The following is a 23,196-nucleotide window of genomic DNA, read 5'->3' on the forward strand; positions in this document are numbered from 1 at the left end:
CAGCATCTCAGTTTTCTTGTCAACACTTTTTTAATATAAATCTTTGCGAATGTCCTCAAAAACCGGAATTTCCCCCCGCGTTTTTTCAATGTCTCCAAGGTCGATTTCGGCGCTGATGACCGCTTCATCGCTCCCGGCTTCAGCGAGGGTGCGGCCGAGCGGATCAATGATGATGCTGTGGCCGGCAAATTCGTTTGCCGGGTCTTTTCCCGCTCGGTTGCAGGCTGCGACAAAGCACTGATTTTCAATCGCTCTGGCTTTTAAAAGGCTTTGCCAGTGATCGAGGCGGGCAAGCGGCCATTCCGCCGTTACAAAGATGATACCCGCACCTTCCTTCGTATGTTTTCTAATCCATTCCGGAAAACGGATGTCATAGCAGATAAACCCCGCAGCCGGGATCCCTTCAAGCTCGAAGCTCCCGTCGCCTGAGCCCGCTGACAAATAGAGGTGTTCGTCCATCAGCTGAAAAAGGTGAACTTTGCTGTATTCTTTGATCAAATGTCCGTTTTTGTCTGCGATGTACATGATATTGTACACACCGCTTTTTCTCTTAACGGCGACTGAGCCGCATACGATATGGACCCGGTTTGCTTTTGCCGTTTCCTGCAGCCATTTCTTCGTTTGCCTGCCTTCTTCATCAGCGATGGAGCCGAGATTATTTAAATCATAACCCGTCGTCCACAGCTCGGGAAGGAGAAGGACATCCGCCTTACGGCTTTCCTGTTCGATCAGCTGCTCCGCTTTTTTAAAATTTTCAGAAGGATTGCCGTATGCGATATCGAATTGCAGGCATGAAATTGTCAGCTTCAATCTGGATCACCTCATTTTTTTCTTTACATTTTACATTTAACAATATATGATGATGGACTATCATTTCAAGAATTTTTCAAAAGCGGGTGAATCATATGAAATTTGAGCTTTCAGATGTGCTGAAACAGCTCCCTGAGCAGTTTTTCGCTTCCTTGGTGAAAAAGGTGAATGAAAAAATCGCCGCCGGCCATGATGTGATCAATCTCGGCCAGGGGAATCCCGATCAGCCGACACCGGATCACATCGTTGATACAATGGTGCAAGCCGTCCGCAACCCTGAAAACCATCAGTATTCTTCGTTTCGCGGCAGCCGTTCACTCAAGGAGGCGGCAGCCGCGTTCTATCAAAGGGAATACGGCGTAGAGCTCGATCCCGAACGCGAAGTCGCTGTATTGTTCGGCGGAAAAGCCGGTCTTGTCGAGCTTCCGCAATGTTTGTTAAATCCGGGGGATGCCGTGCTCGTTCCCGATCCCGGCTATCCCGACTACTGGTCGGGCGTTGAGCTGGCAAGAGCGAACATGGAAACGATGCCGCTTACAGCGGACAATCAGTTTCTGCCTGACTACAGCCGGATTCCGAAGGAAGTGAAAGAAAATGCGAAGCTCATGTATTTAAATTATCCGAACAATCCGACCGGCGCCCAAGCCACACCTGTTTTTTTCGAAGAGACCGTCCGGTTTGCCAAGTCGAACGGGATTTGCGTCGTCCACGATTTTGCCTACGGTGCGATCGGCTACGACGGCAAGAGACCTGTCAGCTTTCTCGAAACGGCGGGGGCAAAAGACACAGGAATCGAAATTTATACGCTTTCCAAAACGTATAATATGGCTGGATGGCGGGTCGGGTTTGCAGTTGGCAACGCCTCTGTGATCGAAGCGCTGAACCTTTATCAGGACCATATGTATGTCAGCCTTTTTAAAGCGGTCCAAGACGCCGCGGCAGCCGCGCTTCTATCAGACCAAGCGTGTGTCAAGGAGCAAAATGAGCGCTACGAAAAGAGGCGGGATGTATGGATTCGTGCGGTCCGCGAAATCGGCTGGCACGCGGATGCTCCGCAAGGTTCTTTTTTCGCCTGGATGCCTGTCCCTGAAGGGTATACATCCGAGGCTTTTTCCGATCTGCTTCTCGAAAAAGCGAATGTCGTCACAGCGCCCGGCATCGGCTTCGGCAAACACGGAGAAGGGTATGTGAGAGTCGGCCTCTTGACAAGCGAAGAGCGGCTCCGGGAAGCGGCTTCGCGTATTGCCAAGCTGAATATATTCAAAAAGACCGCCCACAGTCATTGACAACCGGGAGAAACGATGGGATAATTCAAAATAATTTATAAAATCAATATTCTTATCAAGAGCAGGCAGAGGGACAAGCCCGATGAAGCCCGGCAACCGACTTTTTAAGCACGGTGCTAATTCTTGCAGCTGACGCTGAGAGATAAGGATTCGAACCTGAAAAGCGAAACCTCTTTTAGCTAAAGCAGCAAAAGAGGTTTTTTTATATGCATGAAGCAGGAAGGAGCTACAGAATGAGTGAACTTTTGGCAACATATGTCTTGACAGATCAAGGATGTGACGCAGAAAAGCGGGCCGAACAAATCGCGATCGGACTGACGGTCGGGTCGTGGACAGATCTGCCGCTCTTAAAGCAGGAACAGCTGAAAAAGCATAAAGGACGCGTCGTCAAGGTCGAAGAAACAGAAAGCGCGCTTGGGGAAAAACAGGCAACGGTCACCATCGCTTATCCGGAAGCCAATTTTACAAGCGACATTCCCGCTGTGCTGACGACTGTTTTTGGAAAGCTGTCTCTCGACGGAAAAATCAAATTGGCGGATTTGGAGTTTTCGCAGTCTTTTAAACAATCATTGCCGGGTCCGAAATTCGGCGTATACGGAATCCGGAAAAAAATCGGCGAATTTGAAAGGCCGCTGCTGATGAGCATTTTTAAAGGTGTCATCGGCCGCGATATGGAAGACTTGAAGGGACAGCTGAGGCAGCAGGCGCTCGGCGGAGTGGATTTGATCAAGGACGATGAAATCTTATTCGAAACAGGCAGTGCACCCTTTGAAAAACGAATCACGGAAGGAAAGAAAGTGCTTCAGGCAGCTTTTGAAGAAACAGGGCGCAAAACGCTGTATGCCGTCAACCTGACGGGCAGGACAATGGAGCTGAAATCGAAGGCGAGAAAAGCAGCCGAGCTCGGAGCCGATGTTTTGCTGCTGAATGTGTTCGCCTACGGGCTCGATGTTTTGCAAAGTCTTGCGGAAGACGACGACATCCCGCTGCCGATCATGGCGCACCCGGCAGTAAGCGGCGCATTCACTTCGTCGCCGCATTACGGTTTTTCCCATTCGCTCTTGCTCGGCAAGCTGAACCGGTATGCGGGTGCTGATTTCAGCCTGTTCCCTTCTCCGTACGGAAGCGTTGCTCTGCCGAAGCGGGATGCGCTTGCCGTCTATGATGAATGCACGAAGGAAGACGTTTTTAAACCGACATTCGCCGTCCCGTCGGCCGGTATTCACCCTGGCATGGTGCCGCTCTTGATGAAAGATTTCGGCATTGACCATATCATCAACGCAGGCGGGGGGATTCACGGTCATCCAAACGGAGCGGCAGGCGGAGGAAGAGCGTTTCGGGCGATCATTGATGCTGTCCTGGAAGCGGAGCCTGTCGAAGAAAAAGCAAAGCGTTCTCCCGATTTGAAGCTTGCCCTTGAAAAATGGGGAAGGGTTGAGGTTTCCGTATGAGGCAGCCGCTTATCATTTGCGATTTTGACGGAACCATCACAACAAACGACAACATCATCAGCATTATGAAACAATTCGCACCAGAAGAGTGGCTCGCTTTAATAGACGGGGTTCTGTCCAAGGACATATCGATTAAGGACGGAGTCGGCAGAATGTTTCAATTGCTGCCGACAAGCCTGAAAGAAGACATTACGGCATATGTACTAAAACAAGCCGAGATCCGCCCCGGGTTTAAGGAATTGGTCTCTTTTCTTGATGAGAAAAGTCTTCAGTTTTACGTTGTGAGCGGAGGGATGGATTTTTTCGTCTATCCTCTGCTTGAAGGAATTGTCGAAAAGGAACGCATTTACTGCAATGAGGCCGGCTTCTCAGGACGCAATATCGAGATCCGCTGGCCGTATCCGTGTGACGGCGGCTGCGGAAATGAATGCGGCTGCTGCAAACCTTCCATCATCCGCCGGCTGAAAGGCCGGGACGATTTTGTTGTCATGATCGGGGACTCTGTTACAGATGTTGAAGCTGCCAAATGTTCCGACTTGTGCATCGCGCGCGATTATTTGCTGCGGGAATGTGAGGGGCTCGGCCTGAAGCATGCGGAATTCGGCGATTTCCACGATGTAAAGCGAATACTTGAAGAGACCGCGGAGGTGAAAGAATGGATCCTGAGCAAAAATGGCACGAACTTGCCGAGGTAAAAAAAGAGCTTGCGGAAAGGGATTGGTTCCCGGCGACAAGCGGCAATCTGTCAATCAAAGTATCAGAAGACCCGCTGCGATTTCTCATCACAGCAAGCGGAAAAGATAAGCGAAAAGCGTCCGCGGAGGATTTTCTGCTGGCGGACGAAGAGGGGAGGCTGGCGGAGACCGGACATGCGCTGAAACCGTCGGCGGAGACGCTGCTGCACACCCGTGTCTATCAAAATACAAACGCAGGCTGCTGTCTTCACGTCCATACGATTGACAACAATGTCATCTCAGAGCTTTACGCAAAAGAAAAGCAAGTGACATTCAGAGGCCAGGAAATCATAAAGGCGCTCGGTCTTTGGGAGGAAAATGCGGAGGTTACGATCCCGATTATCGAAAACAGCGCTCATATTCCGGATTTGGCGACGGATTTTGCCGGACACCTTTCAGGCGATTCAGGCGCAGTGCTGATTCGCAGCCACGGTATTACCGTCTGGGGAAAAACGGCATTTGAGACAAAGCGGATGCTAGAAGCGTATGAATTTCTGTTCAGCTGGCATTTAAAGCTGAAAGCTTTGCAGGCTTACCACGTTTAATTAAAAAGGGGGAGAAAGCATGGCGACAATTCGGATCCATGATGAACAAAACACGACCATTGAAAAGCAGGAAGAAGTGGAACAATTTCTAAAAGGGCAGGAGGTCATTTATGAAAAGTGGGATATCACAAAGCTGCCGGCCGGCTTAAAAGAAAAATACGATTTGACAGATGAAGAGAAACAGGAGATTTTAGACGTCTTTGCCGCTGAAATCAAAGACATTTCAAAACGCCGCGGCTATAAAGCGAGCGATGTCATCTCGCTTTCCGACCAAAACCCGAAACTCGATGAGCTCTTGAAAAATTTCAAACAGGAGCATCATCATACAGACGATGAAGTCAGATTTATCGTCAGCGGCCACGGCATCTTTGCGATCGAAGGAAAAGACGGCACATTTTTTGATGTCCTCTTAAATCCGGGAGATTTGATCTCCGTTCCTGAAAACACCCGCCATTATTTCACGCTTCAGGAAGACCGAAAAGTCGTGGCTGTCAGAATCTTTGTGACGACAGAGGGCTGGGTGCCGATTTATGAGAAAGAGAGTGTAAGCCGATAAAGAAAAAGCGTCCGCGTGGACGCTTTTTTATTTGTTTCTGTCATAAAGGGCCTTGATGTGGCCTTCATGAAAGGAGAGATGCTGTTTTTCATTTTGATAGTATTGAAGACGGTCAAACACAGAGCCGGTGTGAAGCTCGAACTTATGGCCGTCCGGATCTGAGAAATAAATTGAATCTTTGTCGCCTTCATGCCGTTTTCTGCCCTTTAGCACGTTTACACCTAAATCGCGTAATTTCTTTTCCCAGAACGGCAAATCTTCCTGTTGAATCGAAAAGGCGATATGGGTGTAAGAGTCGTGGATTTCCTGTCTCTTAATGTCTTTCTCTTCGTTTAATGCGAGCCAGATGCCGTTCAGGTCAAAATAAGCGGTTTTCTCGGCCTTTACGAGCCACTTGGCATCAAACACCTTTTCATAGAATGAAATAGAGGCGGACAGGTCAGAGACCGAAAACAAGAGATGATTGATACCGAGAATATTATTGTTTGCCATTGCCGTTTATTCCTTCCGTTAGATGGATTTCAACCCCGTCCAGCTCTTTAGTAATTTGCCTGAATAGAAAAGCGAGCACAGCCGCGTCATCAAGCCAGCCGACACCTGCGAGAACATCGGGAATCAAATCGACCGGAGACAGCACATAAATCAATGCCAGCGCGGCCAGTAAAATCGTTTTTTTCGGGAATAAGGGGAAGTCTCCCTTTCTCCAGGCTCTAAATGCCTTGAAAAACAATAAGAAGCCTGAATACGCTTCTTTCACGGCAAAGATGATTCGGAGCCTTGACACTGGTTTTTTCATCATTTAGACCTCCTTTTATCCGCATGAACTCTTTTAAAGGTGTTTGCCGTATTTCATCGATGGGTATTACACCTTTAATTCCACAAATCTATTATACTCGATTTCAAAATAATTTTTTGAAAAATAGGTTTACAAAATAAGTATAATCTGTAATAATGCTCAAGTACGCAAAATCTGGATGGTTCTAAGAAACGATATGTCGGTAAGGGGTGAAGCGTATGCAAAGTTATGTTGAAAAAGAAGCATTGCTCGTTTCCATCAGCAAGAAGCGGCAAATGATGGTTGAAGCCGCTGAAATCTATGGGTTTACAGGGGATGAAACGATCAGGCGGAGCCAGGAGCTGGATCAATTAATCTATGAATATCAAAAACTGTCTATGAATGAAAACGCGTCGGACAATCTGCTGCAAGATTTTTTAGGTTGCATCGACTGTCTGACCGTTGAAAAATATACGGCATAGTGGATGAACGAAAAAGAGCTGCCGCAGAAGGCAGGCTCTTTGCAGGAACGGGGAAGCTTCAGTCAACCTGTTCCTTAGAAATCGGCAGCGTAATCGTTACAGTCGTTCCTTTATGCTGTTCGCTTTCGATCTGAATGGTTCCCCCGTACATGGAAATGATGCGCTTGCACACGACAAGGCCGAGTCCGGTTCCTTTTTCCTTTGACGTGACGAAAGGCTGGAAAATACTCTCCATCAGTTCTTTTGGAATGCCTTCTCCGATATCCTTCACAATAATTTGCGCCTTCTCTTGATGATGTTCGATTTGAATGAGCAGCTTTCCGCCGTTTTTCATCGATTCAAGAGCATTTTTGGCGACGTTCAAGACAACCTGCTTAATATGATCTTTTTTACAATACACATAAGCCGGGTCTTCTCCGCAGTCTTGAACTTCCACTTCCACATTATATAAATTTGCCTCAGAATGAATAATCGGCATGATTTCGTCAATCATTTCATTCATGGCGTTAAGCTGCCACTGCTCTGCCGTCGGCTTTCCGAGCACGAGAAACTCGCTGACAATCTGGTTGATCCTCCGGATTTCCTGGTCGATGATTGAGAAATACATTTGATCTTCTTTTGATTGATATTTTTTTTGCAGGAGCTGGATAAAGCCGCTGATACCTGTCAGCGGGTTTCTGATTTCATGAGCGGTGCTCGCTGCAAGGGTGCCGATTAATTCGAGCTTCTGCGCTTCATTTTGAGCGCGCTCCTGCTTGGTCCGCCGCTTCAGCAGCACATACTGGAGCATGAGGAACATAATATTCAGCAGAATGAAAATACTTAAAAATGACAGCAGAAGACTGTGAACGATTTCATCAAGCTGGACCGGTTCAGGATAAACTTCAAGCTTCCAGTCGATCTGGTCCAAAAAAGCATCGACGGTGCCGCCGTCCGGCTTCTCAGGAGGAGAATGGCCTGCCGTAAAGACAATCTGATTCTTCTGATTGAGAATTTTGATATAAAGCTCAGGGCTCAGGACGTTCATGATATTTTTCAGATAATCGACGCGGATCGAAGCCAGCAGAAAATTTGTCGTTCTTCCTTCGCTGTCATAGACAGGAGTAAAAATATTCAGCTCCAGCCTGTCCGACACTGTATGTATATCGTCTGTGATCACGGATTTCTTTGATTTTTCCGCTTTTTGCAGAATGCTCTTGTACGAAACCTTCTTTTTTTCTTTGACGGGAGACGTGCTCACCATGACATCGCCGTCTTTATTTAAAAGGTATAAAGCCGAAAAACGCGGTTCTTTTTTATACGTTTCCGTCAGGATTCGTTTGATATGCTGCTCATTAACAGGGTGGTTGAGGGCCGTGGCAAGGGAGCTGAGCCTTGCTTCTGTTTCGCCGATCAGGTAGTTGATTTGGTTGCGGTGAATATTGAGCATGAGAGTCGCAGTCTGACGATGCTTTTCAGTGATATTTTCTCGTTCTTGTTCGTATACAAAAAAGCTTATAATGAAGGCGGGGATCATCACCAAGATCAAATAAAGCCTGACTTTCTTCCATAGATTTTTCAAATTGCGCATATTTTTACTCTCTCCCAATCGATACAGGAATAGAGGTATTATATCACTAGTGAGAGCCGATTTATAGAAAAGATAACCAATACCGTGAAAATAGGACACAATACCGGGGAATTTCCGGATATATCTATTTGATGTTCGATTCCTACTCATCATAACATGGTTTGAATGTTAACAGTTGACATTTTCCTCATAGTTTATTAATGTTTTCCTGTAGTTGTTTCTTTGGAGATGAGAGATATGAGTAATAGAGAACAGGAACAGTCCTTGAAATTATTTATTGTATTATCTCGAGCGTACAGATCCATTAATGATCATATGAATAAACATATTCATCATCATGGTCTGAATCCAACCGAGTTTGCTGTTTTAGAACTCCTTTATCATAAAGGGGATCAGCCCCTTCAGCAAATAGGGGATAAGATTCTTCTGGCGAGCGGGAGTATTACATATGTGGTTGACAAGCTTGAGCAAAAGGAGCTGATCGCGAGAAGAGCCTGTGCGACCGATCGCAGGGTGACCTATGCGCAAATTACAGATAAAGGCACCAAGCTCCTGGAGAAGATTTTTCCGGGTCATGCAGAAGAGCTTCACCACATGATCAGCGTGTTAAGCGATGAGGAGAAAGAAGCCTGCATCGAAATGCTGAAGAAAGTCGGACTGAACGCAAGAAATATTTATAAGGGCAAAGAATAAGGAAGCTGCCAAAAGGCAGCTTCCTACAGCGTGTCGACAAACCCTCGCATTCGTTGTCAGGCCTGCGCGTCGGTGCTCACGAATAGGTGAAGGATCGGCGGCTAACCGCCCAGGCGTCCTGCCTGAACGCCGCCGTCATCACCTCCTGTGAAAGTCAGCTTCCGATGCTCGGCCTTCCTAGACTGCAAGGGTTGCGGGTCACGCTGAAAGGATGAAAAAATCCCAAAACTAAGAGCCGTTTTGGGATTTTATTAACAATCTGAAGGAAGCTGCCAAAAGGCAGCTTCCTATTCTTTTTTATTCAGGTTTTCCTGGCCGATCGGCAGGATGAGGATTTCAACACGTCTGTTTTTCCTTCTTCCTTCTTCGGTGTCATTTGAAGCGATCGGTTTAAATTCCCCGTAGCCTTTCGCGCTGAATATCTTGGCGTCAAGCTTGGGATTTTCGATTAAAAGCCCCATGAAGTTGACAGCCCGCATCACGCTTAAATGCCAATTTGATTTAAATTGAGAATTTCGAATCGGCACATTGTCCGTATGTCCGCTGATTACGATATTGCGGGGCGGATTCAAGACGAGAAGGTCGGATACTTCCTTGGCCAGCGGAATGTCCTGCTGGCGGATCTCCGCTTTTCCGGAATCAAAAAAGATATTATCCTCGATGGATAGGAGGAGGCCTTCGTCTGTCAGCTTCGTATTGACCTGTTTTTCAAGATTTTTCTCTTTAATAAACCGGTTGACCTGCTCCTGAATTTTTTTCAGCGACTGCTTGTCTTTTTCTTTTTGATCTTGAGTGAGATCTTTTGCCTGGTCAGGGCTTTTTCCATCTTCGGTTGTGCTCGTTTTCGGCTCAGTGAAGCTGGAATAATCCATCATTCCTGTTCCGCCGGTAAATACGGCATTGAATGATTTAGACAGCATATCGAACTTCTTGGCGTCGATCGAGCTCATGGCAAACAGTACGATGAACAAGGCCAAAAGCAGTGTCAGCAGGTCGGCATATGGGATGAGCCAAGACTCATCCACGTGTTCTTCATGGTCTTTTTTGTGCTTCTTTTTTCTAGCCATTGCTGCTGTCTCCTTTGTCTCCTTCTGGGATGACGATGCTGGAGCGTTCGCTTGGAGAGACGTACATCAAAAGCTTTTGTTCAATGACTTTTGGCGCCTGGCCTTCCAAGATCGAAAGGATGCCTTCAATCATGACTTCGCGGACTTTGACTTCCTGTTTGGATTTCCGCTTTAATTTATTGGCAAAAGGATGCCATAGTACATATCCGGTGAAGATCCCGAGAAGAGTAGCGACAAAAGCGGCGCTGATCGCATGTCCAAGCGCTTCAGTGTCGCTCATATCCGCAAGCGCGGCGATCAGTCCGACAACAGCGCCCAAAACGCCGAGTGTCGGCGCGTATGTGCCCGCCTGGGTAAAAATGCCCGCTCCGACTTGATGTCTTTCTTCCATTGCTTCAACTTCTTCAGTTAAAACGTCCCTGATAAATTCGGCACTTTGGCCGTCTACTGCCATGCTCATGCCGTTTTTCAAAAATTCATCATCGATCTCATTCAAATTTGCTTCCAAAGCGAGAAGTCCTTCGCGTCTTGCGATTTGCGCCCACTCGGAAAACATCGGGATCAATTCGTTGATTTCGATCATCTTCTTCTCTTTAAACAAGATGCCGAAGAGCTTGGGAACCTTTTTGATCTCGCGGATTGGAAAAGCGATCACAACTGCTGCGATTGTCCCGACAAGGATGATCAGCCATGCCGCGGGATTGACGAGAACGGAAGGGCTGACACCTTTCATGACCATGCCGACACCTACTCCGATGATAGCTAAGATGATTCCAATTAACGATGTTTTGTCCATTTTTTCACCAATTCCTTTAACTAACTTTTCTATCGTTAATATCGGTGTTGCGCGATAGGAACTTTAGGGTGTTTCTTAAATTGTTTCAAAATCATGGTGAAAAGGGACTTTAGGGTTATTTAATGTTAAAAAATAGAATTTTTGTGATTCTTACGTTGTATGTAAAGCGGCCTCCGCAATTGGAGGCCGTTGTGTGTGTTATGCGGTTGGTTTCACCAAGATTTCATCGTTTTCAACGATAACCGCAAAACCTTTGATGTGTTCTTCTTCAAGCAGCAGATCGGTCATTTGATCTTCGACCGCTGTTTGAATGGTTCGTCTTAATGGGCGGGCGCCGAAGGCCGGATGGTATCCGATTTCAGCAATTTTTTCTTTTGCTTCATCTGAAACTTCAAGCGTCATGTTTTGCTCTTTTAACGCTTCTTCAAGCTCTTCCAGCAAGAGGTCGACGATCTTGATCAGATCTTCTTTTTCGAGCGGCTGGAACTCGATGATGCTGTCAAATCTGTTCAGGAATTCCGGCTTAAAGTAGCCGCTTAAGGAATCAATCATTGATTGTTCGCCCATTACTTGTTCTTCCCGGTTAAAACCGACGGTTGTCCGCTTTTCAGATACTCCGGCATTACTTGTCATAATGATGACAGTATCTTTAAAGCTGACCGTCCGTCCCTGGCTGTCTGTCAGACGTCCGTCTTCCATGATTTGCAGGAACATGTGCTGGACATCGGGATGGGCTTTTTCGATTTCATCAAGCAAAACGATGCTGTACGGGTTCCTCCGGACTTTTTCGGTGAGTTGTCCGGCTTCTTCGTGGCCGACATATCCAGGAGGCGAACCGATCAGCTTCGATACGGCGTGTTTTTCCATGTATTCACTCATATCGAGGCGGATGACGGCATCCTTCGTGCCGAACAGTTCTTCCGCAAGCCTTTTAGAAAGTTCTGTTTTACCGACACCTGTCGGGCCGACGAACAGGAATGAACCGACAGGCCTGTTTTTTGATTTCAGGCCGGCGCGGCTTCTTTTGACGGCTTTTGCCACTTTTTTTACCGCTTCTTTTTGACCGATCACGCGGCTTGAAAGGTTCGCTTCAAGCTCTTTCATTTTCTTCTGATCGTCGTGCTGAAGCTTGCCGACCGGAATGCCTGTTTTTTGTTCGATGATCGCTTGAATGTCTTCAGCTTTAACGGTTGCCCGTTTTTCTTCCGCATGGTTTTCCATTTTTTTGTGCAGCGCTTCTTCTTCATCGCGGAGCTTTGCTGCAAGCTCATAGTTTTCTTCCTGCAGCGCTTTGGCTTTTTCCGCTTCGATTTCTTTCAGGCGTTGGGAAGCTTGTTCACCGCTGACCGTGTCGATTTTCAAGTTCGCTTTTGAACCGGCTTCATCCAAAAGGTCGATCGCCTTGTCGGGAAGATGACGGTCCTGAATATAGCGGCTGGACAGAACGACGCAGGCTTTGATCGCTTCATCCGTGTAAGTCACATCGTGATACGCTTCGTATTTTTCTTTCAGCCCGTTTAAAATCGCCGCGGTCTGCTCAATTGTCGGTTCATGCACCATGATCGGCTGGAAGCGCCGCTCTAACGCTGCTTCTTTTTCGATTTGGCGATATTCTTTCAATGTCGTAGCGCCGATGACTTGCAGTTCGCCTCTGGCAAGCGCAGGTTTTAAAATGTTGCCGGCGTCCATCGAGCCTTCGGCAGAGCCGGCTCCGACAAGAAGGTGAATTTCGTCAATAAACAAAACCGCGTTTTTGCGTTCTTTCAGCTCTTTCATCAGCTGTTTCATTCTTTCTTCAAATTGTCCTCTGATGCCGGTGTTGGCTACGAGGGAAGCGACATCAAGCAAGTAAAGTTCTTTGTTTTTCAATTTATTTGGCACATCGCCTTCGGCTATTTTGAGAGCAAGTCCTTCAGCGACGGCTGTTTTACCGACGCCCGGTTCACCGATTAAGACAGGGTTGTTTTTATTTCTGCGGTTTAAAATTTCGATCACACGGGCCACTTCATCATCGCGGCCGATCACCGGATCGACTAAACCGGTCTTTGCGGCATTCGTTAAATTGACGGCAAGCTCATCAAGCAAGCCTTTTTTGGCAGCGGTTTGCGTCTGCGCTTGTGATGGCTGGCTGAAGAAAGAACCTCCGCCGCCAAAAAATTGATTTCCTGAAAACATAGAAGGCTGAGTCAGCTCTTTATAGCAGTCTTCACATAAATCCATTTGTTTTTTTGTAAAGTTGATTTGCATGTTCAGGCGAATCGTCGCCTCATTTTTTTGACAATGTTGACAACGCATTTGCCAAAACCCCCTTTATTGAATTTGACCTTTTTTGACCAATTGACTTTGAAAAAAATGGTCTGCAGTTTGACCATTTCTGACTATTAGTATACATTGACCTTCTTTGACTTTCAAGTTCTATGCTTTTTCCTTTTTGTTCCTGAATGAGAAGTTGTCCTTCTTTTTAAAGGACATGGCTCATATGGTGTAGAAAGGGAATTCGTTTACGGAGGAGTCGTATGAGTCAATCACAAGGATCAGCCTTTCAGCTGGCATTTGTTTATGTAGGAACCGTCGTGGGAGCCGGATTTGCAACCGGAAGAGAAATCGTTGAGTTTTTTTTAAGATTCGGCTGGCCGGGATTGGCCGGAATTTTGATCAGCGGACTGATGTTTACATTTCTCGGCACAAAAATGATGCTGATTGCGGTCAGAATCAATGCCAAATCTTATCAGGAGCTGAATCAATATTTATTCGGCCATACGCTCGGGAAATTTGTCAATGTCTTCATGCTCGTGATTTTGCTCGGGGTGACGTCTGTCATGCTGTCCGGAGCGGGGGCGATATTTGAGGAGCAGCTCGGCTTTTCAAACCAAGCGGGGATGATTGCGACGATTGCCTTGAGTCTGTTTGTCATGATGAAGGGCGTCAAAGGGATATTCGGCGTTAATGTCATTGTCGTTCCGCTGCTGCTCCTGTTCACAGTCATCGTCCTGTTTGATTCGTTTATTTTCAGAGGGCCGGAGATCCACAATTTGGCGGCATTCTCGGCGGCCAAACCCGATTGGATTTTATCCGCTGTTTCGTACGGCGCTTTTAATTTGTCGCTCGCACAGGCGGTTCTCGTGCCGATCGCTTCTGAACTGAAATCTGAGCGGCTCATTATAAAAGGAGCATTAATCGGAGGGTGTCTGCTTACCCTTGTATTGATCGCGAGCTTTCTGTCTCTTTCAACATTGCCTGATGTCCTTTTATACGAAGTTCCGATGGCGCAGGTCGTATTCATTGTCCAGCATTCTGTCCATATCATCTATCTGTTTATCATTTTCGGGGAAGTCTTCACATCGGTCATCGGCAATTTATATGGTCTTGAAAAGCAGATTAATGAATATCTTCATATGAAAAGCCTGTATGTATTTATGTTCATCCTGCTGACAATCTACTTGACGGGACAAATCGGCTACGGAAAGCTGATATCGACCATCTATCCCTTGTTCGGCCAGCTGAGCCTCGTCTTTATTTTCTTTTTGATCGTCAAAAGGGTGCCTGAGCGTTGAATGGCAGGCATTGCACTTGGCGAAACGTGCGATTTGTGATAAGATGGCGAAGGAAAATTGAAACAAAATCCGCTTGAAACTGCGGGAGAGGTTCTAGCAAAACCCTCTATAAAAAACTAAGGAAAGCTGTATCCTTGGGGTATGGCCTTTTTTATTGTTTTTTTGCTAGAACGCCTTTCTCACAGAGAAAGGTGTTTTTTCGTTTAAATATTAGTGAATCTCTTCTTTTATGAAATGCTGACGAAAAGCGGAGAAGGAGGAATTATGAAACAGGAAAAAGCGATCGTTGTATTCAGCGGCGGTCAGGACAGTACGACTTGCCTTTTGTGGGCGCTTCGGCAATTTCAGGAGGTGGAAGCGGTCACCTTCCAATATAATCAGCGGCACCGGGAGGAAATCGAAGTCGCGAAAAAGATCGCTGAAAAGCTTGGCGTCAAGCATCATCTGCTTGATATGGAACTGTTAAATCAGCTCGCGCCGAATGCTTTGACAAGGGATGATATCGAGATTGAGGCGAAAGAAGGCGAACTTCCGTCCACTTTTGTTCCGGGACGCAACCTCGTGTTTTTATCGTTCGCTTCGATCCTCGCCTACCAGGTCGGCGCGCGGCACATCATAACAGGCGTATGCGAGACGGATTTTAGCGGCTATCCGGATTGCCGGGATGAGTTCGTCAAATCCTGCAATGTCACTGTCAACTTGGCGATGGAACGCCCGTTTGTCATCCACACGCCGCTGATGTGGCTGAACAAGGCGGAAACGTGGGAGCTCGCCGATGAGCTTGATGCGCTTGATTTCGTGAAAAACGAGACGCTGACGTGCTACAACGGAATCATTGCCGACGGCTGCGGCGAATGCCCGGCCTGCAAGCTTCGAGCGAATGGCTACAATGAATATATGAAAATGAAAAAGGAGCGAGCTTAACAGTGCTTACACAAATTTACCCGCAACCAAGCCATCCTTACTCTTTTGAACTAAATAAAGATATGCAGATGTCAGCCGCGCATTTTATTCCGAGAGAGGATGCGGGCGCATGCAGCAGAGTCCACGGCCATACGTATACAATCAATATCACGATTGCCGGGGATGAATTGAATGAATCAGGATTCCTTGTCAACTTCAGTACCATTAAAAAATTGATCCACGGGGAATACGATCATACGCTTTTAAATGACCATCAGGAATTTTCGGGTGAAAGCGCGGATCAGATCCCTTCGACAGAAGTGGTGGCGAAAACGATTTACGATAAAACAGAGGCTTATTTGAAAGATCTCAAAAACCGTCCGCATTGCGTTCAGGTGTTTGTCAGGGAAACGCCGACAAGCTATGTCGTCTACCGTCCGAAACCGGGTGTTCAGCATGGCTAAGCCGATTCCCGTACTTGAAATTTTCGGTCCGACGGTTCAGGGAGAGGGGATGGTCATCGGGCAAAAGACGATGTTTGTCAGAACGGCCGGCTGCGACTATTCGTGCAGCTGGTGCGATTCAGCTTTTACCTGGGACGGTTCGGCGAAAAAAGACATCAAATGGATGACAGCGGAAGAAGTATACGAATCTCTTAAAGACATCGGCGGAAACGCCTTCTCCCACGTTACGATTTCAGGAGGCAACCCGGCGCTTTTAAAACAGCTGGACGGACTGATTTCCCTTTTAAAAGAAAACGGTATACAGACAGCGCTTGAGACGCAAGGGACGTTTTATCAAGACTGGTTTGCCGGAATCGATGATTTAACAATTTCGCCAAAGCCGCCGAGCTCCAATATGAAAACCGATTTTAACAAACTTGATCATATTGTTGAAAAACTGAAAGAGCACGGCCGGGCGGCAGCGGCAAGTTTGAAGGTCGTCATATTCACGGCGGAAGACCTTCAATTTGCAAAGCAAGTTCACCAGCGTTATCCCGATGTCCCGTTCTTTCTCCAAGTCGGAAATGACGACGTTCATACAGAAGACCAAGAGCGGCTCGTCGAACGGCTGCTTCAAAAGTATGAACAGCTGGTAGAAGCGGTCACGCGAGACCCTGAATTGAACCGCGTCCGCGTTCTCCCGCAGCTCCACACCCTGATCTGGGGTAACAAACGAGGCGTTTGATTGAAGAAAGGAAGATGAATGATGACCACAAGAAAAGATTCAGAACTCGAAGGCGTAACCCTTCTTGGAAATCAAGGCACCAATTATTTGTTTGACTATTCTCCGGAAGTGCTTGAGTCTTTCCCGAATAAACACGAAAACAGAGATTACTTCGTGAAATTCAACTGCCCTGAATTCACATCCCTGTGCCCGAAAACCGGCCAGCCCGATTTTGCCACGATCTATATCAGCTACATCCCTGATAAAAAAATGGTAGAAAGCAAGTCTTTGAAACTGTATCTCTTCAGTTTCCGAAATCACGGCGATTTTCATGAAGACTGCATGAACATCATCATGAACGATTTAATTGAGCTGATGGACCCGCGCTACATCGAAGTCTGGGGCAAATTCACACCGAGGGGCGGAATCTCAATCGACCCGTACACCAACTACGGCAAGCCCGGCACAAAGTATGAAAAAATGGCCGAGTATCGGATGATGAACCATGATCTGTATCCGGAGACGATTGATAATCGGTAAGTGGTGCATCGATGTGTGACCGAGACGCGTACTGTTACGCGTCTTTTTTGTTCGAAATTTCCACGAACAATTACAGCGTATTGGTCGAATACTAGTCCGGGTATATGAAATACGATTCGAATTGTTAATTGAAAGGTAAAGAGGAGGAAACTTCGTCGTCACTCGCCTCGTTAACGTCTCCGCTTGTCAGTTCGTCGTTAACTGCGAATGCTCTAGCGTTCGGTATTTATCTGTTTTTAGTCTTGTTTGTTCATTTATTCGTGAAAAAATATAGCTTTGTCCTCCTGTTAAAAAGGATGTTTTCTGTTTTTTTCTTTAAACAAAAAATTTAGTTATTCTGACTTTGAGGAGGGGATGGGAGGTATATACAGGAGAGACGAAGAGCGGCGATTAAAACATAGTGTCAAGGGCATGTCTCATTCTGACGTTTACACACAAATATGTAACGTGAAGATGTTGGAGGGCTTACGAAAGAAAAAATCGATCGTTATAGACGGGAGGAGCGTTGAAGAATTTGTGGAGGTTTTTAAAGGAAGGTTGGCACTGAGCCGGAATGGTATACGTTAATCTTACCGTATTTTATCGACAACTGATAAGAAGTTTATTACGATGTTTAACGTTAAGAAACTGTAGACATGAAAAAGCGCCCCAATGCGGGGCGTTTCTTACGTTTGCTTACGGGTAGCGATTTGATATACGCCGTCAGACTGGTCGGTTGCTGAAACAGCGCTAATACCCATCGTTAATACCGCGGCGGCTAAAATGGGAATAACGAGCTTTTTAATACTCATAGAGACACTCCCCTTTTTTAATTTGTGTTTGCGCATACATCATTTTTTGAAGGAACTCGATTGAGTTTCTGTGGTCTTTTCTTTCAAGGTATTGGTTGGAGACTTCAAGCGAAAGCTCTTCTATGTATGCAAATATTTTATTCTCTTCCAAGTATTTAAATACCTCTAAAATCTCTTCTTTATTCACAGAATAGATATATAACGCCTCGAGATATTCAAATAGTGAAGTGAATAGGGTATCATTGAATTTTCGAGCTGTTTGTCTACCAATACGAAATATCTCGATTGCGCGCCCGTAGTTTTTCTGTTTAAAAAGAAGTTGAGTAAAGTAATATAATGATTGTGGTAGGTTATTATATTCTTCTTTTAGGTTAATCTCTACGGCTTTTTCAGCATATTCAACTGCTGCATCAATGTCCCCCATACATTCATGACAGTCGGCTATATTAAAATAGGCAGAACTAATGAGCCTTTTATTGTCGATCTCTATCGCTAATTGAAGTGCGTTTTCCAAGTGAGGCAAGGCTTTGTTGTGGCACATTAAATCGTCATAGTTACCCGCGATAACAAATAAACATTGGATTTTACGGACTGTGTAGAGTTCATGATTATTGTATATTTTAAAGGCCCTCAATATATGATACATGGATACATGAGTCTGTTTCATGATGTAGTATACTTCAGCCATTTTAAAGTGAAACTCGGCTTGTTCTATAACATCCGTAATGAGAGACAACTGTTTTTCTGCGTTTCGATAAAACTCTATCGCTTTGATGTACTGTTTTTTCTCAAATTCATACATGCCCCTAAAGAAAAATGAGTAGTAACTAAGGAGGTCATTTAAATCTCCTCGAGGCTCCTCGATTTGGGTCAACAATTCATGGATTGATCGTCCCTGTTTTCTTTTGTTAGTAGATTCTAAATATTCTAACATTAATTGATGTCTAAAACACATCAACTGATAGTAAAGGAGTAAGTCCTGATCCTCTTCCATTTGATTAATTTCCTTCTCTATTTCTTCTTTTAAAGCCTCTGCATCCGGTACACTAAACTCTCTTATCATTTTATACCATTCGTGGATTTTCACTCCGACTTTTGACGAGGGTATTAACTGTTTCACTTCCACCTCTCCCTTTTTATTTCCCTTTTGTAAATATATTACTATACTTAGGGAGATAATAGGTTGAAAAATGAAAAAATTTTCGGCATACCGCAATTAAAGCAATACAAAAAGACGCCTGTTATGGCGCCTGATATTCTATATGCTCTTATTCATGCCACATCTGCAGCATTCTCGAAGGTAAATTTCGTCCTTTACCGAGCTCTTGAATAGCGGATAATCGCAGTTGTCTCACCGGCCATAAAGACCGTCCGGTTATTCGTTATAATCGTATACCAACGTAATATCATATCCTTTTATTTCGTAATCCATTCGCCAACGATCTCCAACTAATAGGATACGTAAGAGGACGGAGGATTCAACGTTTTCTCCAGGAAAATGAATCTTGGTGATCAAGTCTTATGACCTACTAAAGGAGTAATTCGATATGTGAATGATCAGCTTAAAGAAAATTTTTTATTGATGTCTGCAACAGGTCCCATAGCTCTTTGATACCCTTTAAAATAAGTTATAAAAATTGACCGGCATCCACTCTAGTGGAATCTTTCCCTTTAACCTGTTTTAACGTGGCTACGATTAGAAAGCTGACAATCACCAATAAGAGCCATGAACTCACTTTCCCTACATGAACGAGACTCCACGCGCTAGTTTGGTTTGGATATGTCCAAGCTCCAAAAAACGTTGCGATATTTTCGGCTATCCATATAAAAAATCCAATGAGCACAAAAGAAAGTGCGAGCGGCATACGGTAACGAATTCCATTAACCTCGTATATGACCCATGATTTCCAAAAGACAATTATCACAAGTCCAGATAACCAAAAGCGGACGTCAATCCAATAATGATGGAGGAAAAAATTCAAATAAATCGCAGCGGCAAGAGGTACAACGACGAAAAACGGCGGCCACTTAACCAGTTCAACCTTGAGCCTCCTCCACGCCTGACAAAGATAACTGGCGACACTTGCGTACATAAAGCCGCTATACAAAGGCACTCCAAAGATTTTGGAATAACCTTCTTCCGGATAAGACCAGGAGCCCATTTGCACCTTGAAAAGTTCAAGAGCTAGTCCAATAATATGAAACAATGTGATTACTTTTAATTCATCCCGTGTTTCAAGCCCGGAACGCACCATCCACCATTGCATAAGAACACAGATGATGAGCAGCCAGTCATACCGCGGCAAGAAGGGAAGTGGGATGGTTTGTGTAATTGCCAAAGAGGCAAAAATAACGACAGGAAATAAACATGACAAGGACTGCTCCCAACCAAAACGAACGAGTTGTTTTAGTGCTTTCATGATATATGCCTCCGAAGTTTTTTTCTGAATATATGGGAGGCCGGCTTTGTATTGCAGCTAAACAGACTTACGGGTATGCGCATAAGATCACCGCCGAATAGGTTAAATTTTTAATCATGGGTGTCTTCATCACTTCGGTATTCCAAAATATCTCCGGGCTGACATTCTAAAGCCTTGCAAATCGCTTCTAAAGTTGATAATCGAATGGCTTTTGCCTTACCGTTTTTTAATATGGAAAGATTCGCCATTGTGATTCCAACCCTCTCAGAAAGTTCCGTTACGCTCATTTTCCTTTTAGCCAGCATCACGTCAATATTAATGATAATTGCCATTGTTTTCACCTCAGACTGTTAAATCATTTTCTGATTTTATATCGATCGCTTCTTGCAATAGCCTTTGGAGAACAGCAGCAAAGACCGCGATAACCATTGAAGCAAAAATAAGTACCAGTCCGATGAGTATGATACCAGGAGCGTCGTCCATCTCCGCGGTGAGATAGAAGAGAGGCATGCCTGCCGCTAATAAAATACTGATGGTGATTGCACAGTATTTTATATTCTTTAAAGCCCGTACCGATAATTTCGAGAAAGCTTTATTGTGGTCAATACAGCTTAAAAGTTTAAAGGCTTGATACAGAGCAAAGTAAAAAGGTATCGCCGCTGCATACAAATCGATGTAAACGAGATATTTCAGATAAGAAATATCCGGGTACAATTCAGCTGCAAAATTCGCTATTTTTGGCACGAAAAATATGCACAAAGCAAGAACTGGGATTCCAATAAGAATAACAGCTATCTTTAAAAAGAGTGTTGATCCACGTTTCATAAAGAGCACCTCACTTATTTGTCGATTTGAATTTAACATATTATTTATCGTTTTACAATAAAAAAATATTGAAAAAAGTTATTTTGTTATTGATTTAGACAAGGTGAAAAAGCACTCCTCATTAAGGGGGGGATGCATTTGAATTTCTTTAACACTTATCAGTCTCAAAAAGGACTCTCTCTTAATCCTTCAGCGATTTAAGCTTTTCTTTCGGCTTACCAATTTTTGATTGTGAAATCGAAACGACAGGAATCAAAAACTTAATTTCCTTTTTATTGAATTAGGATTATAATATGGTAAAAAGGAGGAGGGATGCTGATGAAAAAGTTTTTGGCTTGTAATGTGCTAACACTTTTATTAATGCTAAATTTGAACGTACAACAGACACTGGCAAAGATCACAAAAGACGAGAAAAAAGAGAGCTTTATAATGGCAGAAGAAAACAAAGGCTTTTTCATGGCTGATGATACGAATCCAAATTATTATCCAACTTGGCTTTATTACAAATTTACGATATTCAATGCGGAAGGATGCACGCTCAACATCAAGTTACAGAGGATTTCATTGGGCGGGAATCATTATACGTTAAGCGAGAAAGAATTCACTGGAAATCATCTCAACTTAAGTGCTGCGGACAAAGTAGCGGGAACACCGTTTCGAAATCATTATTTAGAGATCACTAAAGTGTCCGGGTGCGGGGACGTGATCCTCAAAGGATTTTATGGCTTTGAACATGAGGAGCCGGACTGGTAATTTAAAAAAGGGAAACATCGCCCGCTCAGACTGATCGGGTCTATGGTCTTACTGCAAGGCACCTCCTGAGATACCGACCTGATAAAGGTTATCGCCTGAACAACCATAGAAAGTTTGACAAGGCGGAAAAACATAAGAACATCCCAATTATTCGAATCGGGATGTTCTTATTCTTTAATTCCTCATCTTTATCCATGTCATTTAAACTTCTTTAAAGAAAATCCTAACCACATTCAATGATCTAAATGTACGGGTGCTTAATAAAAAATGAATACATATACCTAATTCTGAAGTCTTCGATTATTTCGATCAAGAGGTGTTCTGTTAGTTCTAATGTCTCATTTGCTTTATCCCTACCTTAAAATACGCATCAAATGATTCAAATGGGATGTTTCTTGATTTATAATAAAGCGATTCCTGATCAATGGGAAAATTTTCTTCGGTCCGGATGGAGAAGCGTCCGGCCCTCGGTATTGAGGTTTCTAAGGACGTATAAGGTCATTTTGAGAAAAACAAACCTCATCAGAGGAGGATGAATAATGAAATACAAAAAAATTATAACGCTCAGTATTGGTATCCCAATACTTCTGGGAGGATGCATGAACTTGGATCTAGGAAATCATGACAAAAACAGTGAAAAAACAGAAACTAATAGCCAAGCAGAGCATGATCAAAATTTAATCAGTGTACAAGATTATACAGGGCAAGGCTATGCACTTGATGGCGGACAAGCGACAACTAAAATCGCTGAAGCCCACCATGAAGAGATCGAAAAAGCCGTCAAAGCATTTTTTCTGGATAAATATAAGACGAAAGTGAAAGTGCATAATATTGTTGGAGCGCTTAATGCTGCTTCTGTTTTTGTAGAATCTGAAGGCGAGCCGCATTTTTATACATATGCGGTTGTTCCGATTGATGTGAAGAACAAACAAGTAATGGCTGATAAAGTATGGTCTGAAGAAGGTCAAGTGGAAGATGCCATTAGAACAGGAATTTATGCGATGGTATATAGCGAGGAGTTCAAGAATCTAGATCAGTATTTGAAAGAGTTTACTACAAAACATAACCTGATTGGATTAACTAAAGAAGCTGTGGAAAATGTAGGTGGAAACGGATATAGTACACCATACTACTATATATCGATATCCCCGGATGCTTTTGGTATCAATCTTAGCAAAATGTATTTAGAAAATCCTGATCGAAGTAAAATAGAATGGGAAAAAGTTTTAATGAATCAAAAAATGAATGAAAAGAGTATAGATATTACAATTCAATTATTCATGAAAAACAAAAATGTAAAACCAGATCCGTCAATTATTGAACAAATATCAAAAGATATTAAAAAAATGAACGGTTTGCCGCTAGGAATTTATAGTGTGCTTTTACATGACAATATGATTGGTAAACGGACTGCGACGGGATCAAAAGATAATAGTCTTGATTCTGAAGAGATTATCAAAGAAAAATAAGGAGATTCA

Annotated in this window: 26 protein-coding genes, 1 pseudogene and 2 riboswitches; of the genes and pseudogenes, 14 read left to right on the forward strand and 13 right to left on the reverse strand. The window is 44.4% G+C overall.

The window, feature by feature from the left end; all coding sequences use genetic code 11:
• Window positions 1-30: 30 nt before the first annotated feature.
• Entirely contained in the window at window positions 31-810 is a 780-nt protein-coding gene (locus tag MST20_RS02805; RefSeq protein WP_243939985.1) for a carbon-nitrogen family hydrolase, read from the reverse strand.
• A gap of 95 nt (window positions 811-905) precedes the next feature.
• Between MST20_RS02805 and MST20_RS02810 the strand changes: the two genes are divergently transcribed.
• The 5 genes from MST20_RS02810 to MST20_RS02830 all read left to right on the forward strand — a co-directional run bounded on the left by MST20_RS02810 (window position 906) and on the right by MST20_RS02830 (window position 5,382).
• Window positions 906-2,096 carry a pyridoxal phosphate-dependent aminotransferase gene (locus MST20_RS02810; RefSeq protein WP_243939987.1) on the forward strand — a complete coding sequence of 397 codons (1,191 nt, stop codon included), beginning with the start codon at window positions 906-908 and terminating at the stop codon, window positions 2,094-2,096.
• Window positions 2,097-2,145: 49 nt separating this feature from the next.
• Window positions 2,146-2,245, forward strand: a riboswitch (SAM riboswitch).
• 84 nt (window positions 2,246-2,329) lie between these two features.
• Window positions 2,330-3,547, forward strand: coding sequence for a 2,3-diketo-5-methylthiopentyl-1-phosphate enolase (gene mtnW / locus MST20_RS02815; protein WP_243939989.1), 1,218 nt, complete (start codon window positions 2,330-2,332; stop codon window positions 3,545-3,547).
• Window positions 3,544-4,242, forward strand: a complete 699-nt coding sequence (mtnX, locus tag MST20_RS02820; RefSeq protein WP_243939991.1) for a 2-hydroxy-3-keto-5-methylthiopentenyl-1-phosphate phosphatase — start codon at window positions 3,544-3,546, stop codon at window positions 4,240-4,242. Before mtnW ends, mtnX begins: the two co-directional genes overlap by 4 nt.
• Window positions 4,203-4,826 (forward strand): methylthioribulose 1-phosphate dehydratase, encoded by a 624-nt coding sequence (locus MST20_RS02825; protein ID WP_243939994.1) that lies wholly within the window; start codon window positions 4,203-4,205, stop codon window positions 4,824-4,826. Before mtnX ends, MST20_RS02825 begins: the two co-directional genes overlap by 40 nt.
• Before the next feature lie 19 nt (window positions 4,827-4,845).
• Window positions 4,846-5,382 (forward strand): 1,2-dihydroxy-3-keto-5-methylthiopentene dioxygenase, encoded by a 537-nt coding sequence (locus MST20_RS02830; RefSeq protein WP_165426844.1) that lies wholly within the window; start codon window positions 4,846-4,848, stop codon window positions 5,380-5,382.
• A gap of 27 nt (window positions 5,383-5,409) precedes the next feature.
• Here the strand turns inward: MST20_RS02830 and fosB are convergent, their stop codons facing one another.
• Window positions 5,410-5,874 (reverse strand): metallothiol transferase FosB, encoded by a 465-nt coding sequence (fosB, locus tag MST20_RS02835; RefSeq protein ID WP_165426845.1) that lies wholly within the window; start codon window positions 5,872-5,874, stop codon window positions 5,410-5,412.
• A complete protein-coding gene (locus MST20_RS02840; RefSeq protein ID WP_243939996.1) occupies window positions 5,861-6,178 on the reverse strand; it encodes a YkvA family protein in 318 nt (105 codons plus the stop codon). Before MST20_RS02840 ends, fosB begins: the two co-directional genes overlap by 14 nt.
• Window positions 6,179-6,396: 218 nt before the next feature.
• On the opposite strand from MST20_RS02840, the gene MST20_RS02845 reads away from it, so the two are divergent.
• Window positions 6,397-6,639 carry an aspartyl-phosphate phosphatase Spo0E family protein gene (locus tag MST20_RS02845; RefSeq protein WP_075753135.1) on the forward strand — a complete coding sequence of 81 codons (243 nt, stop codon included), beginning with the start codon at window positions 6,397-6,399 and terminating at the stop codon, window positions 6,637-6,639.
• A gap of 58 nt (window positions 6,640-6,697) precedes the next feature.
• On the opposite strand, the gene MST20_RS02850 is transcribed toward MST20_RS02845, so the two are convergent.
• On the reverse strand, window positions 6,698-8,209 hold the full coding sequence (locus tag MST20_RS02850; protein WP_243939998.1) for a PAS domain-containing sensor histidine kinase: 1,512 nt from the start codon (window positions 8,207-8,209) through the stop codon (window positions 6,698-6,700).
• A gap of 237 nt (window positions 8,210-8,446) precedes the next feature.
• Between MST20_RS02850 and mhqR the strand changes: the two genes are divergently transcribed.
• Complete coding sequence (gene mhqR / locus MST20_RS02855; protein WP_020451147.1) at window positions 8,447-8,902, forward strand: MarR family transcriptional regulator MhqR; 456 nt, start codon at window positions 8,447-8,449, stop codon at window positions 8,900-8,902.
• Window positions 8,903-9,189: 287 nt separating this feature from the next.
• Here the strand turns inward: mhqR and motB are convergent, their stop codons facing one another.
• The 3 genes from motB to MST20_RS02870 form a co-directional block, all read right to left on the reverse strand.
• Window positions 9,190-9,969: a flagellar motor protein MotB gene (gene motB / locus MST20_RS02860; RefSeq protein WP_243940001.1), complete on the reverse strand. Its 780-nt coding sequence runs from the start codon at window positions 9,967-9,969 to the stop codon at window positions 9,190-9,192.
• Window positions 9,962-10,765 (reverse strand): flagellar motor stator protein MotA, encoded by an 804-nt coding sequence (motA, locus tag MST20_RS02865; RefSeq protein WP_020451149.1) that lies wholly within the window; start codon window positions 10,763-10,765, stop codon window positions 9,962-9,964. The genes motB and motA overlap by 8 nt, the downstream gene beginning before the upstream one ends.
• A gap of 198 nt (window positions 10,766-10,963) precedes the next feature.
• On the reverse strand, window positions 10,964-13,060 hold the full coding sequence (locus MST20_RS02870) for an ATP-dependent Clp protease ATP-binding subunit (RefSeq protein WP_243940003.1): 2,097 nt from the start codon (window positions 13,058-13,060) through the stop codon (window positions 10,964-10,966).
• A gap of 221 nt (window positions 13,061-13,281) precedes the next feature.
• Here MST20_RS02870 and MST20_RS02875 point away from each other — a divergent pair, with 221 nt between their 5' ends.
• The 5 genes from MST20_RS02875 to queF all read left to right on the forward strand — a co-directional run bounded on the left by MST20_RS02875 (window position 13,282) and on the right by queF (window position 16,929).
• Window positions 13,282-14,319, forward strand: a complete 1,038-nt coding sequence (locus MST20_RS02875; RefSeq protein ID WP_243940005.1) for a YkvI family membrane protein — start codon at window positions 13,282-13,284, stop codon at window positions 14,317-14,319.
• An 81-nt stretch (window positions 14,320-14,400) separates the two neighbouring features.
• Window positions 14,401-14,445: riboswitch (PreQ1 riboswitch) on the forward strand.
• A 138-nt stretch (window positions 14,446-14,583) separates the two neighbouring features.
• A complete protein-coding gene (gene queC / locus MST20_RS02880; protein WP_020451152.1) occupies window positions 14,584-15,243 on the forward strand; it encodes a 7-cyano-7-deazaguanine synthase QueC in 660 nt (219 codons plus the stop codon).
• A 2-nt stretch (window positions 15,244-15,245) separates the two neighbouring features.
• Window positions 15,246-15,686 carry a 6-carboxytetrahydropterin synthase QueD gene (queD, locus tag MST20_RS02885; protein WP_243940007.1) on the forward strand — a complete coding sequence of 147 codons (441 nt, stop codon included), beginning with the start codon at window positions 15,246-15,248 and terminating at the stop codon, window positions 15,684-15,686.
• On the forward strand, window positions 15,679-16,410 hold the full coding sequence (queE, locus tag MST20_RS02890) for a 7-carboxy-7-deazaguanine synthase QueE (RefSeq protein WP_165426850.1): 732 nt from the start codon (window positions 15,679-15,681) through the stop codon (window positions 16,408-16,410). The genes queD and queE overlap by 8 nt, the downstream gene beginning before the upstream one ends.
• A 21-nt stretch (window positions 16,411-16,431) precedes the next feature.
• A complete protein-coding gene (queF, locus tag MST20_RS02895; protein WP_009328607.1) occupies window positions 16,432-16,929 on the forward strand; it encodes a preQ(1) synthase in 498 nt (165 codons plus the stop codon).
• A 665-nt stretch (window positions 16,930-17,594) separates the two neighbouring features.
• Here queF and MST20_RS21130 read toward each other — a convergent pair.
• The 6 genes and pseudogenes from MST20_RS21130 to MST20_RS02920 form a co-directional block, all read right to left on the reverse strand.
• Window positions 17,595-17,720, reverse strand: a complete 126-nt coding sequence (locus MST20_RS21130) for a hypothetical protein (RefSeq protein WP_279599832.1) — start codon at window positions 17,718-17,720, stop codon at window positions 17,595-17,597.
• Entirely contained in the window at window positions 17,710-18,840 is a 1,131-nt protein-coding gene (locus MST20_RS02900) for a response regulator aspartate phosphatase (RefSeq protein WP_243940009.1), read from the reverse strand. Before MST20_RS02900 ends, MST20_RS21130 begins: the two co-directional genes overlap by 11 nt.
• 138 nt (window positions 18,841-18,978) lie before the next feature.
• Window positions 18,979-19,152, reverse strand: a pseudogene (locus MST20_RS02905) (DUF8096 family protein).
• 196 nt (window positions 19,153-19,348) lie between these two features.
• Window positions 19,349-20,140, reverse strand: coding sequence for a DUF817 domain-containing protein (locus MST20_RS02910; protein WP_243940011.1), 792 nt, complete (start codon window positions 20,138-20,140; stop codon window positions 19,349-19,351).
• Window positions 20,141-20,250: 110 nt separating this feature from the next.
• A complete protein-coding gene (locus MST20_RS02915) occupies window positions 20,251-20,472 on the reverse strand; it encodes a helix-turn-helix domain-containing protein (RefSeq protein ID WP_020451161.1) in 222 nt (73 codons plus the stop codon).
• 10 nt (window positions 20,473-20,482) lie between these two features.
• Window positions 20,483-20,965, reverse strand: a complete 483-nt coding sequence (locus tag MST20_RS02920) for a DUF2975 domain-containing protein (RefSeq protein ID WP_243940013.1) — start codon at window positions 20,963-20,965, stop codon at window positions 20,483-20,485.
• Window positions 20,966-21,325: 360 nt separating this feature from the next.
• Here MST20_RS02920 and MST20_RS02925 point away from each other — a divergent pair, with 360 nt between their 5' ends.
• Both MST20_RS02925 and MST20_RS02930 read left to right on the forward strand, forming a co-directional pair.
• Complete coding sequence (locus tag MST20_RS02925; RefSeq protein WP_377903012.1) at window positions 21,326-21,718, forward strand: hypothetical protein; 393 nt, start codon at window positions 21,326-21,328, stop codon at window positions 21,716-21,718.
• Between the two features lie 539 nt (window positions 21,719-22,257).
• Entirely contained in the window at window positions 22,258-23,187 is a 930-nt protein-coding gene (locus MST20_RS02930) for a DUF1672 family protein (RefSeq protein WP_243940018.1), read from the forward strand.
• The last annotated feature ends 9 nt before the right edge of the window (window positions 23,188-23,196 follow it).

Source organism: Bacillus sp. B19-2, from assembly GCF_022832475.1.
GTDB classification, from domain to species: Bacteria; Bacillota; Bacilli; order Bacillales; family Bacillaceae; genus Bacillus; species Bacillus paralicheniformis.